The following is a 17,148-nucleotide window of genomic DNA, read 5'->3' as shown; positions in this document are numbered from 1 at the left end:
TCAATATTTTATTTTATCCAATTTATTTTTCCATGCTTCGAACCCCGCGAGTGCTTCTGTATGCATGAGCTGCACCATAGGGATGCTCCGATCGCTCATCTTTTTATAAAACTCCTCATAGATGAACGAATCATCAAAGTCTATTTCCGCGGCATCCTGTTTCGTGTTCCCATAGAATACCCGTTCCGGCCGCGCCCAATACAGGGCTCCAAGGCACATTGGGCAAGGTTCACATGAAGTATAGATCTCGCATCCATCTAATTGAAAAGTGCCAAGTGCCTTACATGCTTCTCGTATTGCTGCGATTTCTGCATGCGCGGTAGGATCGTTCGTGCTTGTGACGAGATTTGTTCCGCGTGCGATGATTTTACCGTCTTTAACAACTATTGCAGCAAAAGGTCCGCCTCTTCCAGATTGAACATTTTCAATCGAAAGCCGAATTGCTTCACGCATGAACTGTTTTCGTTCCTCATCTGTTAACTGTCGTTCGATCTTCATTCCTTAATGCTCTCTGTTAGAGTTTCCCGATATCTTCATTCCAGAGTGTCGGATTCTTTTTAATAAATTCTTCCATTAATTCGACGCACTCGTTCATGTCCCAATCTTCTACCTCTACCCAATGATCTTTGAGAAACTCAATATCTCCTTTGAATGTGCGGGATTCGCCCACGATGATTTTTTCTATCCCGAACTGTACAATCGCACCGGAACAGAGATAGCATGGGATAAGAGTCGAGAAGAGAATTGTATTGGAGTACGAACCTATGCGGCCGGCATTACGGAGGCATTCAATTTCTGCATGGGCAAGCGGATCCCCGTTCTGAATTCGGCGGTTATGTCCACGCCCGAGTATCTTGCTATCGCGCACAAGAACAGATCCAATGGGAATACCGCCTTCCTGCAAACCGAGTCTGGCTTCCTCAAGTGCGGCTTTCATAAATTCTTCCATGGTCATTTTCCTTTCCGATGCTCTTCTACCATCTTCCATAGTCTATGAATTATCGGATCAAGAATCAATCTGGAAATGAGTACACCGGCAGAATAGTGCTTGAATTTTCACTTCTATTATTCTATTCTATATATCATTATGTAGGAATAGATATGACCCGCACGTACGCATTTATTATTTTCTTCTCTATCGTTATCGTCCTGTATGGATTGATGAACACGTATATTTATCTCCGTGGTTTGCAAGCCATACCATCTGCCTCATCTCTGCGGCAGTGGTTTAATATCGTGTTTTGGTTCCTTGCACTTTCGTACTTTGCGGCACGGTTCTTAGAACGTATTGCCCTCTCGTGGTTTACAGATGCTCTTGTCTGGATCGGTTCTTTTTGGCTGGGGGCAATGGCATATTTAGTTATCATTCTTCTCGCGATTGATCTGCTGAGGATGCTCAATTACATCATTCCTTTTTTTCCTGACTTCATCACAAAGAATATTCAGCAAACAAAGCAGATAATTTTCTATGCAGTGAGCGGCATCGTCCTTATAACGATTATCGGTGCGCGAATCAATCAAGCTTTACCGCAAATTAAAACGTTAGATTTGGTTATCCATAAAAAGTCACCGCTGAAGGAACTCAATGTAGCCCTGGTGTCCGATGTCCACTTAGGAACTATTATTTGCAATAGTCATTTCATGCGCATCGTAGCAAAGATCAATTCATTGAATCCTGATCTTGTCCTGTTTGCCGGCGATCTGGTTGATGAAGATATCGAACCGGTGATACGAGAGAATCTTGGTGAAACTTTACGCCAAATTAAGTCGAAGTATGGCATCTATGGAATTACCGGCAATCATGAATATATCGGCGGTGTGGAGGCAGCATGCAACTATTTGACCGAGCATGGTGTAGTGATGCTGAGGGATAGCGCAGTGAAGATAGCCGATGCATTTATATTAGCTGGAAGAGAAGATATAAGTATGGAGGGTTTTGTAGGAAAGTCGCATGGCATGCATCGGAAACGAATTAATGATTTGATGAAGGATCAGGATACATCTCTGCCTATAATATTGATGGATCATCAGCCATTGCGTTTGAACGATGCTGTTGATAATGGAATAGACCTTCAGCTTTCCGGCCATACTCATCATGGACAGTTATGGCCATTTAATTATATTGCAGAATCTGTTTATGAACTCAGTTGGGGCTATAAACAAAAAGGCAATACGCATTTCTACGTTTCTTGCGGTGTCGGAACATGGGGACCGCCGATGCGTACCGGAAATCGACCGGAAGTAGTAAATGTGAAATTAAAATTTGAGAATTAAACTGGGGAGTGTTTCATTTATAGCGCTTGATTTGTGACTTGATTCACTGAACATAGGCAAATGGCCGTTTGATCTCCCCAAAATTCGTACTGATGAGGTAACAATAAGAAGAGATTGCCGTAAGAGAAATAAAACGATTGTTCATAGAAAGCAAGTATGATTACTCGTGAAAATTGGTTCCGAGGAGGTCTTTCAGTATTCTCGAAAGTGCATCCAATGCTGACGGCTTTCTCCTGAAGATATGAAAATGAATCCACGCACTTTTAAGGCTGCACCCCGAGCAGGAAGGAAGATAGGCATTATCTTTGTTCTGGCAGCCCTTTTACCGATGGTCTTTTACTCGGCATATGAATTGAGTTCACTCAACTCAAATGAGGAACTGATCCAATCGATCTACAGCAAACAACTGGACGTTATTCTATTTTCCATCAATCAGTATTCGCTGGATGCCGCCCAGAGCTGGTCGAGCGAGATCAACACGCAAGTTCTTACTTCTTCCCACATCGCACAACTCGAATCTGCTACGCAGTTGTTTTTAAAGAAAACTCCCTCTGTCCGCGGAGTGCTGTATGCCGATTCCAATGGTCGTTCTATTCGTTTCATAGAGCGTCAAGAGAGGAAGGACAAAGGAGTGGGACAGGAGAGAACATCTTTTGTGCTGGAAAAGGATTCGGTAACGCTTGAGAAATTATTGCAATATGCTTCTGCCGGGTACCGGAAGATCGAACCGATCGTCATCGGAGACAGCGCTTCCGGACAGTCCCTGCTGCTTGCATTTGTCACGTTGTCCAAAAACTATGACCAGAAGATAGCAGGATTCATACTCGATGAAAAGTCGTTCGTAACCGGTATCCTTGGGTCGAAGCTCAATCAGGCGGCAGGAGATGAATTCCAGCTTGCGGTGTTCGACCGCCGCAGCAATCAAATTGTGCTCTCTACCTCTCCAGTCGAGATTTCGGAACTGCGCCAGGAAAAGGAGCTATGGCTTTTACCAGACTACCGCATCGGTATCCGGTTGAAAGGGACCAGCATTGAGGATGTTGTCAGGGCCCGATCAGAACGGAACCTCATGCTCATTGCTCTCCTGGACGTTTTGCTGATCGGTGCCGTCTGGCTTGTGTACCGAACTATCAAAAAAGAAATGGAGCTTGTACGTCTGAAGGGAGATTTTGTCTCGAATGTTTCCCACGAACTGCGAACGCCGCTTTCCCTCATTCGTATGTTTACCGAGACCCTCTCAATGAAACGAGTGCCGACGGAAGAGAAGAAACAGGAATATTATACAACTATCCTCCAGGAAACCGAACGGCTGACGCGCCTCATCAATAATATTCTTAATTTTTCCAGAATGGAGGCGGGGAAGAAGCAATATAACTTTGAGCCTGCCGATCTGAATGATATTGTGAAGCGTGTGATGAAGACCTTTCAGTCTCATCTCGAGCACGAGGGATTTGTAATTGCGATCGAATTGACGAAAAAAATGCCATCCGTTCTTGCGGACAATGAGACCATTGCAGAAGCGCTCATCAATATCCTCGATAATGCTATGAAGTACAGCGGGACTGAAAAATTTGTCCGGGTCGGTACTGGAATATCCGGCAAAATGATTTTTATAGAGGTGGAAGACCATGGCATCGGCATCGATCCTCAGCATCAGACAAAAATATTCGAGACATTTTATCGTGTTTCGACCGGATTGACGAATAATATCAAAGGGAGCGGGCTTGGCCTTTCACTTGTTAAGCATATTATGGACACACATGGCGGAAAAATTGAGCTTATAAGTGCACCCGGCAAAGGAAGCACCCTCCGGCTCCTTTTCCCATCCTTGACACAGCAGTACAAAGGAACATAAATATGGCACATATACTTCTTGTGGAAGATGAACCTCAGATGCAGCGCGGACTTCGGGATAATCTCGAGTTTGAAGGCCATGAAGTCACGATAGAGGGAGACGGCAACAGCGGTTTGCAAACCTTACTCCGTGAAAAATTCGATCTCATAATTCTAGATGTAATGCTTCCGAAGATGTCAGGATTTGATATTGTGCGCAAATCGAGGGAGAGGGGAGTGCGCACCCCCATCCTCATGTTAACAGCGAAGGGGGAAGAAATCGATAAGGTTCTCGGGCTGGAGCTTGGTGCAGATGATTACGTGACAAAACCATTCGGCCTTCACGAACTTATTGCACGGGTAAATGCACTCCTGCGCCGTGCAAATCCAACTGGTGCTAATGGCGATACGCTCTTGAAACTTGGTGATGTAACAGTGAATTTTGCCAGCTATACTGGAACGAAAGACGGTAAGGAATTTACAATGACACCGAAAGAGTTCGAGATCCTGAAGTATCTCTGGCAGCACCGCAATGAGACGGTAAGCCGTGACGACTTGTTGACTAACGTCTGGGGGTACGATGAATCGGTGACCACGCGGACGGTGGACAATTTTGTGTTGAAACTGCGGCAAAAGATCGAGGATGACCCGACACATCCTCGGACTATTATCACGATACACGGGACCGGCTATAAGCTGATCGCTTGATCCCATGACATTCTTTTACAAATCCTGACATATTAATGACATCTTTGACCTGTGGTGGGCGTATCATTATTCAGTTAACGAAACAACAAACCACAACAAAACAGGAGGATGTCATGAACAAAAAACAAATTATACTGGCTGCGATGATGCTGGTTGCAGCAACCAATTTTTCATTTACACAATCCTTTTTTCCAACGCTAGGAAAACTCTCTCCGGTTCAAATAGAACGCATTGATAAAAATTATGCAGCCGCTCTTGCGTCCGGGAACAATGGCATTGTAGAATCAGCTCTCGCCATTATTACGATGATCAAACTAGATCAGCCGGCAATTGAATTGCCCCTTCTCAGGACAAAGATTGAATATCTGGCGTCTTACAGCAGGACACCTTCCATCCGCTACAAGGCATGTCTTGCAAACGGAGTGTTAGCCGATCCGGCAATGTTCAAACAGGTAAGTGCGCGCCAGTACAACGATCCAGATGAGTTCTTTAGCGCCATAGATGGAAAGTCAGATCAAACATCGCTAAGTTTAAAATAAAATGCCGAGGATACTATGGAAAAAAACACAGATATGAAACGCACGATCGTGAAATACCGTACCCTCTCTTTCTTGATAATGCTGTCGCTCCTATTGATCTCTTTAACGTCGGCTCAGGAGTGGAAATCTGTTCTCGAACTTCGCGGGAAGTGGAAGTTTCAGATGGGAGATGAAAAGAAATGGGCAGAGAAATCATTCAATGATTCAAAGTGGGACGAGGTGTTCGTCCCATCACCCTGGGAAGATGAGGGCTTTCCGGGTTATGATGGTTATGCTTGGTACCGTAAGCATTTCAACCTGCCTTCCGGGACAGAGAAAAAGGTTCTCTATCTCCGCCTCGGCTGTGTGGACGATGTAGGTGAAGTTTACTTCAATGGTACGCTCATAGGGATCTCCGGCAGTTTTCCACCAGACTACTATACAGCGTATAATTCTGAGATTGTATTACCACTTCCACAGAACATTCTCAACGTTTCAGGTGACAATGTTATAGCAGTGCGTGTGTACGATGACCAGCTTGCAGGAGGAATTGTGCAAGGTAAGATTGGTCTCTTTGAATCGATTGATAATCCAATGCCGGAAATTTCTTTTAATGGAATTTGGCAGTTTAAAACTGGTGATTCTGATCAGTGGAAAGATACCAATTACGATGACCGAAGTTGGAACAAAATATTTGTTCCAGCGGTCTGGGAATCTCAGGGATATTCTTATTATGATGGTTTCGCATGGTACAGGTTTCATTTTAAAGTGCCCGCAGAGCTTGTAGACAAAACGTTAGTACTCCTGCTTGGCAAGATCGATGATCTGGATGAGACATACATTAACGGTGAACTGATCGGGCGTACCGGAAGAATTCGAAGCAATACAAAAAGTATCACTACCAATGACGAGTACCAGAGGCTGCGGGAGTACACCATTCCATCCGGGGTATTAAAGTCAGGTGCAGATAATACCATCGCAGTTCGCGTCTTTGACAGTGGAGGGTTCGGAGGGATATATCAAGGCCCCACGGGCATTGTGACACGCGAACAGTATAAAAAGTGGAAAAAGAGCCGGCCTTGGCAGGAACGAATAAATGAAGAAACGAAAAATATATTCGATTTGATTTTCGAGTAATCACCTGCAGGTTTCTTGGAGAAAGCAGGAATATGCCGGCGGTACAGAATAAATGGAGCGAATGATCGGGAATAGAGATCATTGTTGATCGCTCAACTTCATAATTACGAAATATAAACAAATAGCGTAGATACAAGAGACCCGGAAATAATCCGGGTCTTTCGTTTTATTCTATCTGTTGCGTTTTTCCAGTTAAATATTTCGTGAAAACGTTACTCAAAGACCGGTATCATTACTCGCCTTTCCATGTCTCGGTTTCCCTATCCCTCTGAAGAACACTTACTTCTTCCTAAAAGGATTAACTACTCTTTCATCCTTTCGGGCTATTTCTAATCACTAAAATCATGAGTATGATTTCTTGCCGCTATAGTGATAGAGGCAATGTGACAATGTACTGGGGAAAGAAAATTTGGCGTGAGAATATGAAATTGAAAAAGTCAAACACTCATCCATTCTTGACGGATAAACCAAAAAGGAAAGGATAATTTTCATGCTGTACATGATCGCTGTTGTTTTAATTGCACTGTGGCTGCTAGGTCTTATCACCTCCTACACCATGAGCGGATTCATTCACATCCTGCTGGTGATCGCCATTGTAGTCGTTTTGGTGAGACTGATTCAAGGACGAAATATACTTGGGACAAAGGGTTGATGAACATTGCGTTATCTTAACCTTTTTGTTGGGACTTAACCAGTCGAACGATCCATACAATTTATTACATCATACTACAAAGGACTCAATATATGAAGCATCTCTATTTCGCAATTCTTACACTTTGTCTGTTCCTTGCAATTCATGTCTCTGTTGCACAAGAACGCAAATTCGGACTTGGGCTGATCATCGGTGAACCGACAGGAATCAGTGCAAAGTTATGGACTTCAAATGAGAACGCGTTTGATTTTGGCCTTGGTTGGACAACATTTAACAACCATAATTATCCAGGAAGCCGTGTTCATATTCACATGGATTACCTCTGGCATTCATTTGATGCTATTCAAGCGACTGAACGATTTCCAATATACTATGGCTTCGGGGGACGCATGAATAGCGGTGCCGGATATGAAAGCTCATTAGCGATCCGCGGTGTGGTGGGGATTGCATGGATGCCGCACAGGACTCCAATTGACATTTTTCTCGAATTGGTTCCATCGCTCGAGCTTACGCCTTCTAGCGGTTTTGCTCTCGATGCGGCTATCGGGATAAGATATTTCTTTTAATGATTCTGTCATGATGTGTCAACATTTTTACGAAGGTGATATTTCTGATGAATTTTTAACGAGCTAAGCGATATCCGATTCGCAAATAATTATTTCAGAAAATATTCTTACGAGATACAAAGAGTAAACTAACCAAAGAGGGAAACAATGAAAACAATTTTAATCATTATCGCTTTGGGTTTTGCCGGTGTCGCTTATTATTTTTATGATGCCAAGACGAAAGCGGAGAACGAGCATCAGACAAAAATCGCCAGTATTTCCGATGATAAGGAAAATGAGATTGCGCGGCTGAAGGGCACGTATGCTGAGTTAGCTGCCAATCTAAAAAAAGAAATTGAACAGGGTCAGATTAAAATCGTTCAGTTATCCGATCGGTTGTCGGTTATTATGGTTGATAAAATATTGTTTCCTTCGGGCGAATCAGAAATCACGCCTGAAGGACTGAAAGTGCTGGATCGGATCGGCAATGTTTTGAAAAACGCTAAAAACAAAATAATTCGTGTCGAGGGACATACCGACAATGTGCAGATAGATAAGCGCCTGCAAAAAAAATACCCAACCAATTGGGAGCTTTCTACAGCACGGGCAACAAATGTTGTACGTTTTCTTCAGGAAAATATCGGTATTGAAGGAGAGCTCTTACAGCCCATCGGAATGTCGGAATATCATCCCGTAGCGAGCAATGAAACACCAGACGGTCGCAGTCAGAATCGTAGGATAGAGATCGCCCTGTTACCGTAGCGTACTGGTGAAACGTCTATGACGTTCGAAACAACTTCGAGGATCATGAATATTTTCCAAAATGGAAATATGTAGTCCACTATTCACATTCTGATGAAAATTTTAAAATAATATCTAAGAGTATTTCGATTGTTCCCAATGAGTTTCACATCCGCTGTTCGTTCTCACGGCCGGATGAAACAGTGGAATTAGAAAGGAAAAACATTATGCGTTACTTTTTTATACTATTCGCAGCTTTATTCTTATTGAATACTTCGAGCACTTTACATGCTCAAGTGCGCGTTAATCTTGACTTCAACTTGGGGAATCAACCAGCTTGGGGCCCGACTGGGTATGACTACGTTGATTATTATTATTTGCCGGATATCGAAGTTTACTACAACGTTCCTCAACACCGTTATTACTATTATAATAGAGGGCGTTGGATAGGCAGCGCAAATTTACCATCACGTTTTCGTCATTTTGACTTTTATAATTCTTATAAAGTTGTCGTGAATGAGCGGGAACCGTGGCGGAATCACAACATCTATAGGGAAAAATATTCCTCCTATAGAGGTCGTCACGATCAACAGCCAATCCGCGATAGCAGGGATTCAAAATATTTTGTAAACAGAAATCATCCCGAGCATAACAACTGGCTTCAGCAGCAAAAACATGATAATGGAAATCACAACGGCTGGAATAAGGAAAATAATGGCAAGGGTGGTAAAAAGGATCATAAGCAAAAAAACGATCGTGGTAAAAACAAAATATAACTGGTTGTTTCATGGATGATGTACAACATGCAAGTTTACTTGTATAGAATACAATAATAAAGGAGCAAAACGTGAGATCTACGCAACGACAATTTTCGATTCTGTTTCTGCGTTGGTGGATTGTCGTTGGTCTCTTGGTGACTTCAAGTAGTAACCCCTTGCAGGCACAGGAAGAAGAGGAGGTAGAAGAAGAACAACCGTGGAATGTGTCTCTGGGAACTCGCTTCATGAATCGTTACACGAGATTCGGCGTTGATCTCGATCAGGATCAGCCAGCCCTGTCGTTCGAGGGAGGGATTTATCACACAAACGGCTTTAGTTTCGGGGCAGAAGCGATCAGTGGGTTCGGTACAAATGGTGGATACCAACAATCTTTGTTTCATGTCGGCTATAAACAACCTATAGGCAAAGTCGTGACGCTCTTTGGGGTATTCACGTATCATGCATATAAAAGTGATACACTGAACGTATTAGCCGGGCTTTCAAGTACCCTCACGCTTGGCGGAACGTTCAACATCAATCAGTTTCTTGTATCAGTTTCTTATGACCTTTTCTTTGGAGGCGGAAGTGCAAATTATGTTTCCGCCGGCGTTTCAACAAGTTGTCGGATCGGAAGTCTGGCACTTGAGCCGTCTATCAATACCATTTTTGTATCGCAGACAGTTGATGTCAGTCTGCTCCCAAAAAATCGGGGTCAGGGAAAAGGAGCTGTAAAGAAGCAGGGGACGACGACAACAACGACGACAATAACAGGGTTAAGTAATCTGACAATTTCCGTTGCATTTAATTATCCGCTGGGAAAAGGATTCACAGTATCATTTACACCTGTGTATGATTACTCTCCGACCGATCTTGCAGTGCGAACTTCTCAATTTTTATGGTCAGGCGGATTGAGTTACTCTATTGATTTTTGAAATGTACACATTTAGACCGTTCATTTTAAATGAAATACTATGTCAAGTGTATTACAAACTGATTTATCGATAATTAAAAGATTAATTATGAAAACCAAATATGTTTTGCTCTTGACAGTATTTGTATTCGCTTTAACACTGCAAAGTTCTCAGGCTGACGCTCAAGGAGCTTATGTGGGTCCGCAACTGGGTATTTACAATGCCAAGGATGCGGATAAGGCTAAGCTCATGGGAGGGGTTGTCCTTCGTTTGCCGACTTCTCTAGGAATCGATTTGGAAGGATCTATCAACTATCGAGCAGAGAGCTACGCCGGCGGTGGAGTGACGGTGCGGAACTGGCCGATAATGATCACCGCGCTCGTGTACCCTCTCCCGTTCATCTACGGGGCCATCGGGACAGGATGGTACAATACGACATTCGAATACGATAAGACGATAATCGGACAGGACATTGCATCTGAGACGAAACTGCAAACCGCTTGGCATTTCGGCGGTGGAATAGAACTTCCTATTGGAACAAGTGCGAAGCTTGTAGGAGACATGCGATACGTTTTCTTGAATTACGACTTCAAGCAGTTCCCCGGAAGCTCTGGTTTGAATTCCAATTTTTACGTTATCATGATCGGATTGCTCTTTGGATTATAGCTATTTGCAAAAGTAGTGACACAATGGAACTTACTTCTTTTCTTAAGGGAATCTTTATTGGTTTTGCGATGGCAGTGCCCATCGGACCTATTGGAATTATGTGCATTCGCAAAACCCTTACGGAAGGACGATTACACGGACTCATTATAGGTCTTGGAGCAGCAACTGCCGATTTGCTTTACGGTTGTGTTGCTGCATTTGGGCTTACATTTATTTCTAATACACTCGTTAGTCAAAGAATTTGGATACGACTGGCTGGGGGAATACTTCTTCTTTTCATGGGTGTAAGAACATTTCGCAAACAGCCTGCCGACCCTAAGGTTCATATTAAAAGCCGTAGATGGATCGGACCATACCTTTATACTGTTTTTCTCACACTCACGAACCCTTTAACCATCTTCGCTTTTATTGCTGTATTTGCTGCACTCGGCTTAGTAAACGAGCTCGATTATTTATCTGCATCAGCTCTTGTTGCAGGAGTTTTTATTGGTTCAAGTTTATGGTTCCTGCTTCTTAGTTCCGGTGTTACACTTTTTAGAAAGAAATTAGACGTCATCGGTCTGCAATGGGTAAACAGAATTGCCGGTATTTTAATAATTACTTCCGGTATTATAATTATTGTGACATTACTGTAAGTATTGTTTTTGCATTCTTTTTTTAGAAAAGAATGCACATTGAAAAAATATACACTAATTCGCTTTGGCAGGTAACCTCAAAATGGAATGGCGAATTTAATTGAGAAGCGTCTACAAATTGTACATTGTGATAAGGAGGTCGAGTAATGGAACAGTTACAGATTGCCTTAACTGAGCAAAGCAAGTCCCAGCGTGGAATGCGTTTCCTTATCAGCGCAGCAGCACTTGTCATCATCATTGACGGTATCATTCAAGCACAGTCGGTCCTGGCATTGATTCTCATATCTGGTTTCCTCGCTGTCATTGGGACGCCGCCGGTACTCTGGCTCAAGCGAAAACGTATTCCCTTTGCTCTCGCTGTAGTGATTGTGATCGCAGGATTTGTTCTGATTCTGTTGATAGCCGGTGTACTGGTGGGTATCTCCATCAAGAGCGTTTTTAATTCAATGCCTTTCTATCAAACTCGCTTACAGGAACAAGTTTTAGCTCTCAAGGCATTCTTGGCAAGCATGGGGATTATAGTGAACGCCAAAGCCATCCTTGGATATGTTAATCCGGAAGCGCTGAGCAGTTTGGGTACCGGTATATTAGAAAGCATGGGCTCGGTGTTGTCCAACACTGTTCTGATTCTGCTCACGGTTTCTTTTATTTTGTTCGAGGCTTCAAGTTTTCCCATCAAGCTCCGCGCTGCGCTTGGTGAACCCAAGGCGGTATTCCCAGAGTTTGCCAAATTTGTCAATGATATCAAACGCTATGTAGTGATTCAGACAGTGGTCAGTTTGATATCTGGAATACTTGCAGGTGTGTGGCTGGCCATCCTTGGTGCGGATTTTGCGATTCTCTTTGGTCTGCTGGCCTTTTTCTTCAGTTATGTACCACAAATAGGCGTCGTTATCGCTATCATTCCCGCAGCTATCCTGACGTTTATTCAATTCGGAGTGGGACGTGCCTTACTGGTTGCAAGTTTTCTTGTCATAACATTCGTGATCGGGAATGTGATTCAGCCTCGGATTATGGGACAAAAACTCGGACTCTCTACCTTGGTTGTCTTTCTCTCATTAATTTTTTGGGGAAGCTTGCTTGGCTTGATCGGCATGGTTTTATGTGTGCCGTTTACTATGGCCTTAAAGTTTGCACTCGAAAGGAGTGAAAATACACGATGGATTGCAGCGTTGCTCGGGCGGTAGCCGCTCAATGTACCAATTTCACCGATATCATAAAAAGGAATGAGATTGCTGAAGAAAATGTCGATTGAACAAGAAAGCCCAGATCGAAAAAAACGATCGCTATGGAAAGTTGCAGCATATGTGAGTCTTGCCGCAAGTGTCATTCTACTTGTGTGTGTACTGGTATTGCTATTGTTTCCGGATACATATATCAACAAGTTTCTCAAAGGTCAGATCATCAATGGATTAACAAAAGCGTATCCTGCCTACTCTATAAAGATTGCTGATGTGCATTACAAGGTTTCTGAGAACAGCATTGAAGTTGACTCCATAACAATAAAGGCAAAGGATTCCACCTTCTCATGCCATATTGCTGAACTCTCATTGAGAGGGGTTGGCTGGATGAAGGTTCTCCGGGAAGGAAGCATTGCCCCTCGATGCCTCACCAATTCTATTGTACATGTACAACAAATTGTAATGACCTTTGGGGAAAATACATTCCATTGTCAGCAATTGCGTGTATCGGTGCCCGATTCATCGATAGTGGCTGAAGCATTAGAGTTACATCCTTTGGTGAACGATGAGCAATTTTTTGCAAATAGCAAATTCAAAAGGACTCGTTGCCGTCTCGTTATTCCTCAATGTAGAGTTATTGGTGCAGATTTTCTCGGGATGATGCAAGAAAATATTTACCGTATCCATTCGGCACACGTCGATAGTGTCTCCCTCGATCTCATGCTCAACATGGATAAACCCTTCGATATAAACTCACCGAGTCCTCCCATGCCGCATGAACTTCTTTCATCGATAAAAGGCACCTTACAGATCGATAGCCTATACCTTCAAGGACGTGTAAAATATTCCGAGAGGTTTGCAGTCGGTACGGTGCCTGGTGTGGTGACATTTGATGATATCAAAATGTCGGTAGAAGGAATTGCCAATCGAACTAATCGTGGCACCCCAATAAATATTCATGCACAGGCAAAATTCATGAATTCAGGTGCGATGACAGTTCACATGTCGATTCCTGTTGCATCGGCGGATTTATCCCTCCGGTACTATGGTTCACTCGGCAAAATGGATATGAACAAAATCAATCAGTACCTTGAGATTGCCGAACATACACGCATCAAATCAGGAATACTTCAAGAAGCAAAGTTTGACATCAATGTCACGGCAGGACATGCAAGGGGAAGTGTGCGTGGAGTGTACAAAGATTTTTCTATTGCTGTTCTTGATAAACATACTGGAAGTGAAACCGGATTAGTCAATCGCGTCACAAGTTTTATCGCCAACCTTTTTAAATTACGCAAGAGCAATATACCCGACAAATCCGGGAAGATGAAGATCGGTGTAGTAGACTATACGCGAAAACCGGATGAGACGTTTATTCAGTTTATATGGCCTGCACTTCGCGGCGGTCTTGGTAATGTTGCCGGATTTTGAAATAAGCACAAACATTATCAGCAGCACATGTTCGAATGGATGTTTCCGAAGATGAGGCGGCCGGAGTATATATATCAATTGCTTGTTTTCAGCATTCTGATACTCTGCATGTCAGAATGCCTCGTAGCTCAAAAATAAGTATTGAACCTGTTGACTCTAAAAATTTCAATGCTCAACTCCTTCGGCTGTTTCAATAGAATAAACCTTTGATTGAAAAATATTCTATGGATTATTGTTAAACGCTACCATGCTCATCTGTTGTTATCTCACCGAACTCTTTACCCACTCTTCTTTGCTGTTGTTGGTTCGCAGCATGTCAGCTAACCTTAAGGGATTAATTCCTTTTTCATACTTTCGAGCTATTCCCTCTTTGAGAAATTAGCGGTACAGTTTTTCAGACTCAGAAGAGAATTTTACCCTTCACGAAGCGCCGGAGGGGAAAATCTGGAATAAACATTTTGTGGGAAAGGAAATGATACAGTGAACTGGGATCGAATGGAAGGACAATGGAAGCAACGGAGAGGAAATGCCATGCGCCATTGGGGGAAAATAATGAACGACGAATTGGCGTCAGTTGCGGGCAGGTACGAGGAACTTGTTGGAAAGCTCCAGGAGAAATACGGGATTGCCCAACTGGAAGCCAAAGAACAGGTCGCCGAATTCAAAAAAGAAATTGATCAATTAAAAATGCCCAAGGGCAAGGTGTTGATAGTGAAGAAGTCCTCGATCAAGAACAAGCCCAAAACAAAATTGCTGAAGAAAAAAAAACGGTCCAGTAAAAGAGTACTGTCAAAGCCAAGTAGAAAATAAATAAACTAGTTTTCTTTTTAATTAACCAAAGGAGAGTTTTATGAAGACTCACGCAACAAGTCGAACAAATGTTTTGGGGCGATATGCTCGCTACCTCGGCGTCCCGCTCAAAGTGGCAATGACGGCCGCATTACTGTCGGTTGTCTTTATGGCCGGATGCAAAGATGACACTATTGTAGGCATCTGCGACACCACCGCGCCATTCGTAATTTCCACAGACCCTGTGAATAATGCCACAGGTGTTGCTTTCGCTAAAATGAACGCGAATACTACCACGAGTGTGGCTCACAGCAAGATCATTGCAAAGAATACAACGGGTAAGTCTCTCACCAAGACCGTTGCAAATACTGCCGCGGATGTGGTTCAGATCATCACTGTAACATTCAGTGAGACAATGGACGCTTCAACGATTACCACGGCATCATTTACTTTAATGCAGGGGTCAACGTATGTTGCGGGCACTGTATCGTGCTCTAACGCAGTTGCGACTTTTGTACCAGGAGGCAATCTATTGCCAAATACTATATATACTGGTACGATCACAACCAGCGTCAAAGACCTCGCAGGAAACTCATTGGCAAGCAGCTATGTGTGGAGCTTCACAACACAAGCTGCGGCAGTCGTCATCCCGCCCACAGTGTCATTTACAGATCCTGCGAATAATGCCACAGGTGTTGGTTTCAACAAGAAAATAGCTGCAACATTTAGTGATTCAATGAATGCTTCAACGATAACCACGGCATCATTTACCTTAATGCAAGGGTCAACATTTGTTGCGGGCACTGTATCCTATGTTGGTACTACTGCAATTTATTCACCATCAAGTAATCTTGCGCCCAATACAACATATACGGCTACGATCACAACCAGCATAAAGGACCTTGCAGGTATCGCAATGGCCAGTAATTATGTATGGAGTTTCACAACAGGGGCAGCAGCAGTTATCATTCCACCCACTGTAACATTTACGGACCCTGCGAATAATGCCACGGGTGTAGGATTCAACAAAAAAATAGCAGCAACTTTCAGTGAGACAATGGACGCTTCAACGATAACCACGGCAACGTTTACCTTAATGCAAGGGACAACGTTTGTTTCGGGCACTGTATCCTACGTTGGCACAACTGCAATTTATTCACCGACAAGTAATCTCGCGCCTAGCACAACATATACGGCGACGATCACAACCAGCGCAAAGGATCTTGCAGGTATCGCAATGGTCAGTAACTATGTATGGAGTTTCACAACAGGCGCAGCAGCAGTCATCATCCCGCCCACAGTGACATTGACAGATCCTGTTAATGCTGCCACGGGTGTAGGGTTCAACAAGAAAATAGCTGCAACCTTCAGTGAGACGATGGATGCTACGACGATCACCACAGCATCATTTACCTTGATGCAAGGGTCAACGTTTGTTTCGGGCACTGTATCGTATTCAGGTACAACTGCAATTTATTCACCGTCGAGCAATCTCGCGCCCAGTACAACATATACGGCGACGATCACAACCAGCGCAAAGGACCTTGCAGGTATCGCGATGGTCAGTAACTATGTATGGAGTTTCACAACAGGCGCAGCGGCAGTCATCATTCCGCCCACCGTGACATTGACAGATCCTGTTAATGCTGCCACGGGTGTAGGGTTCAACAAGAAAATAGCTGCAACTTTCAGTGAGACAATGGACGCATCAACGATAACCACGGCAACGTTTACCTTAATGCAAGGGACAACGTTTGTTGCAGGCACTGTATCGTATTCAGGTGTAACTGCAATCTATTCACCGACAAGTAATCTCGCGCCCAGTACAATATATACGGCTACGATCACAACCAGCGCAAAGGATCTTGCAGGTATCGCGATGGTCAGTAACTATGTATGGAGCTTTACAACAGGTGCAGCAGCAGTCATTATCCCGCCCACGGTGACCTTAACAGATCCTTTGAATATTGCCACGGGTGTAGGGTTCAACAAGAAAATAGCTGCAACCTTCAGTGAGACGATGGACGCATCAACGATAACCACGGCAACGTTTACCTTAATGCAAGGGACAACGTTTGTTGCAGGCACTGTATCGTATTCAGGTGTAACTGCAATCTATTCACCGACTAGTAATCTCGCGCCCAGCACAACATATACAGCGACGATCACAACCAGCGCAAAGGATCTTGCAGGTATCGCGATGGTCAGTAACTATGTATGGAGTTTCACAACAGGCGCAGCAGCAGTCATTATCCCGCCCACAGTGACATTAACAGATCCTTTGAACAATGCCACAGGTGTAGGGTTCAACAAGAAAATAGCTGCAACCTTCAGTGAGACGATGGACGCTACGACGATCACCACAGCAT

Annotated in this window: 18 protein-coding genes; 16 read left to right on the top strand and 2 right to left on the bottom strand. The window is 43.6% G+C overall.

Going from position 1 to position 17,148, the window contains the following annotated elements:
- Positions 1–498 carry a nucleoside deaminase gene (locus tag NTX44_03885; protein ID MCX6120739.1) on the bottom strand — a complete coding sequence of 166 codons (498 nt, stop codon included), beginning with the start codon at positions 496–498 and terminating at the stop codon, positions 1–3.
- 16 nt (positions 499–514) lie between these two features.
- Positions 515–949 carry a nucleoside deaminase gene (locus tag NTX44_03880; protein MCX6120738.1) on the bottom strand — a complete coding sequence of 145 codons (435 nt, stop codon included), beginning with the start codon at positions 947–949 and terminating at the stop codon, positions 515–517.
- Between the two features lie 152 nt (positions 950–1,101).
- Between NTX44_03880 and NTX44_03875 the strand changes: the two genes are divergently transcribed.
- The 16 genes from NTX44_03875 to NTX44_03800 all read left to right on the top strand — a co-directional run.
- Positions 1,102–2,274, top strand: coding sequence for a metallophosphoesterase (locus NTX44_03875; protein MCX6120737.1), 1,173 nt, complete (start codon positions 1,102–1,104; stop codon positions 2,272–2,274).
- 247 nt (positions 2,275–2,521) lie between these two features.
- Positions 2,522–4,129, top strand: coding sequence for an ATP-binding protein (locus NTX44_03870; GenBank protein ID MCX6120736.1), 1,608 nt, complete (start codon positions 2,522–2,524; stop codon positions 4,127–4,129).
- Positions 4,130–4,131: 2 nt separating this feature from the next.
- Positions 4,132–4,815 carry a response regulator transcription factor gene (locus tag NTX44_03865; GenBank protein MCX6120735.1) on the top strand — a complete coding sequence of 228 codons (684 nt, stop codon included), beginning with the start codon at positions 4,132–4,134 and terminating at the stop codon, positions 4,813–4,815.
- A 113-nt stretch (positions 4,816–4,928) separates the two neighbouring features.
- A complete protein-coding gene (locus NTX44_03860; GenBank protein ID MCX6120734.1) occupies positions 4,929–5,354 on the top strand; it encodes a hypothetical protein in 426 nt (141 codons plus the stop codon).
- Between the two features lie 15 nt (positions 5,355–5,369).
- Positions 5,370–6,470 (top strand): beta galactosidase jelly roll domain-containing protein, encoded by a 1,101-nt coding sequence (locus NTX44_03855; GenBank protein MCX6120733.1) that lies wholly within the window; start codon positions 5,370–5,372, stop codon positions 6,468–6,470.
- Between the two features lie 490 nt (positions 6,471–6,960).
- Positions 6,961–7,122, top strand: a complete 162-nt coding sequence (locus tag NTX44_03850) for a lmo0937 family membrane protein (protein MCX6120732.1) — start codon at positions 6,961–6,963, stop codon at positions 7,120–7,122.
- 92 nt (positions 7,123–7,214) lie between these two features.
- Entirely contained in the window at positions 7,215–7,688 is a 474-nt protein-coding gene (locus NTX44_03845; protein ID MCX6120731.1) for a hypothetical protein, read from the top strand.
- Between the two features lie 147 nt (positions 7,689–7,835).
- Positions 7,836–8,429 (top strand): OmpA family protein, encoded by a 594-nt coding sequence (locus NTX44_03840; GenBank protein MCX6120730.1) that lies wholly within the window; start codon positions 7,836–7,838, stop codon positions 8,427–8,429.
- Between the two features lie 206 nt (positions 8,430–8,635).
- Positions 8,636–9,184, top strand: coding sequence for a hypothetical protein (locus NTX44_03835; GenBank protein ID MCX6120729.1), 549 nt, complete (start codon positions 8,636–8,638; stop codon positions 9,182–9,184).
- 71 nt (positions 9,185–9,255) lie between these two features.
- Positions 9,256–10,098: a hypothetical protein gene (locus NTX44_03830; protein ID MCX6120728.1), complete on the top strand. Its 843-nt coding sequence runs from the start codon at positions 9,256–9,258 to the stop codon at positions 10,096–10,098.
- Positions 10,099–10,185: 87 nt separating this feature from the next.
- Entirely contained in the window at positions 10,186–10,743 is a 558-nt protein-coding gene (locus NTX44_03825) for an outer membrane beta-barrel protein (GenBank protein ID MCX6120727.1), read from the top strand.
- Between the two features lie 23 nt (positions 10,744–10,766).
- A complete protein-coding gene (locus tag NTX44_03820) occupies positions 10,767–11,378 on the top strand; it encodes a LysE family transporter (GenBank protein ID MCX6120726.1) in 612 nt (203 codons plus the stop codon).
- A gap of 146 nt (positions 11,379–11,524) precedes the next feature.
- Entirely contained in the window at positions 11,525–12,565 is a 1,041-nt protein-coding gene (locus NTX44_03815; GenBank protein ID MCX6120725.1) for an AI-2E family transporter, read from the top strand.
- Between the two features lie 57 nt (positions 12,566–12,622).
- Positions 12,623–13,990, top strand: a complete 1,368-nt coding sequence (locus tag NTX44_03810; GenBank protein ID MCX6120724.1) for a hypothetical protein — start codon at positions 12,623–12,625, stop codon at positions 13,988–13,990.
- A gap of 480 nt (positions 13,991–14,470) precedes the next feature.
- Positions 14,471–14,800, top strand: a complete 330-nt coding sequence (locus NTX44_03805) for a CsbD family protein (GenBank protein MCX6120723.1) — start codon at positions 14,471–14,473, stop codon at positions 14,798–14,800.
- A 40-nt stretch (positions 14,801–14,840) separates the two neighbouring features.
- Positions 14,841–17,148, top strand: a 2,308-nt coding sequence (locus NTX44_03800) for an Ig-like domain-containing protein (GenBank protein MCX6120722.1), incomplete at its 3' end; no start/stop codon positions are given.

The sequence above is a fragment of the Ignavibacteriales bacterium genome, from assembly GCA_026390575.1.
Taxonomy (GTDB): Bacteria; Bacteroidota; Ignavibacteria; order UBA10030; family UBA10030; genus Fen-1298.
This window is presented reverse-complemented; position numbering and strand designations above follow the sequence as displayed.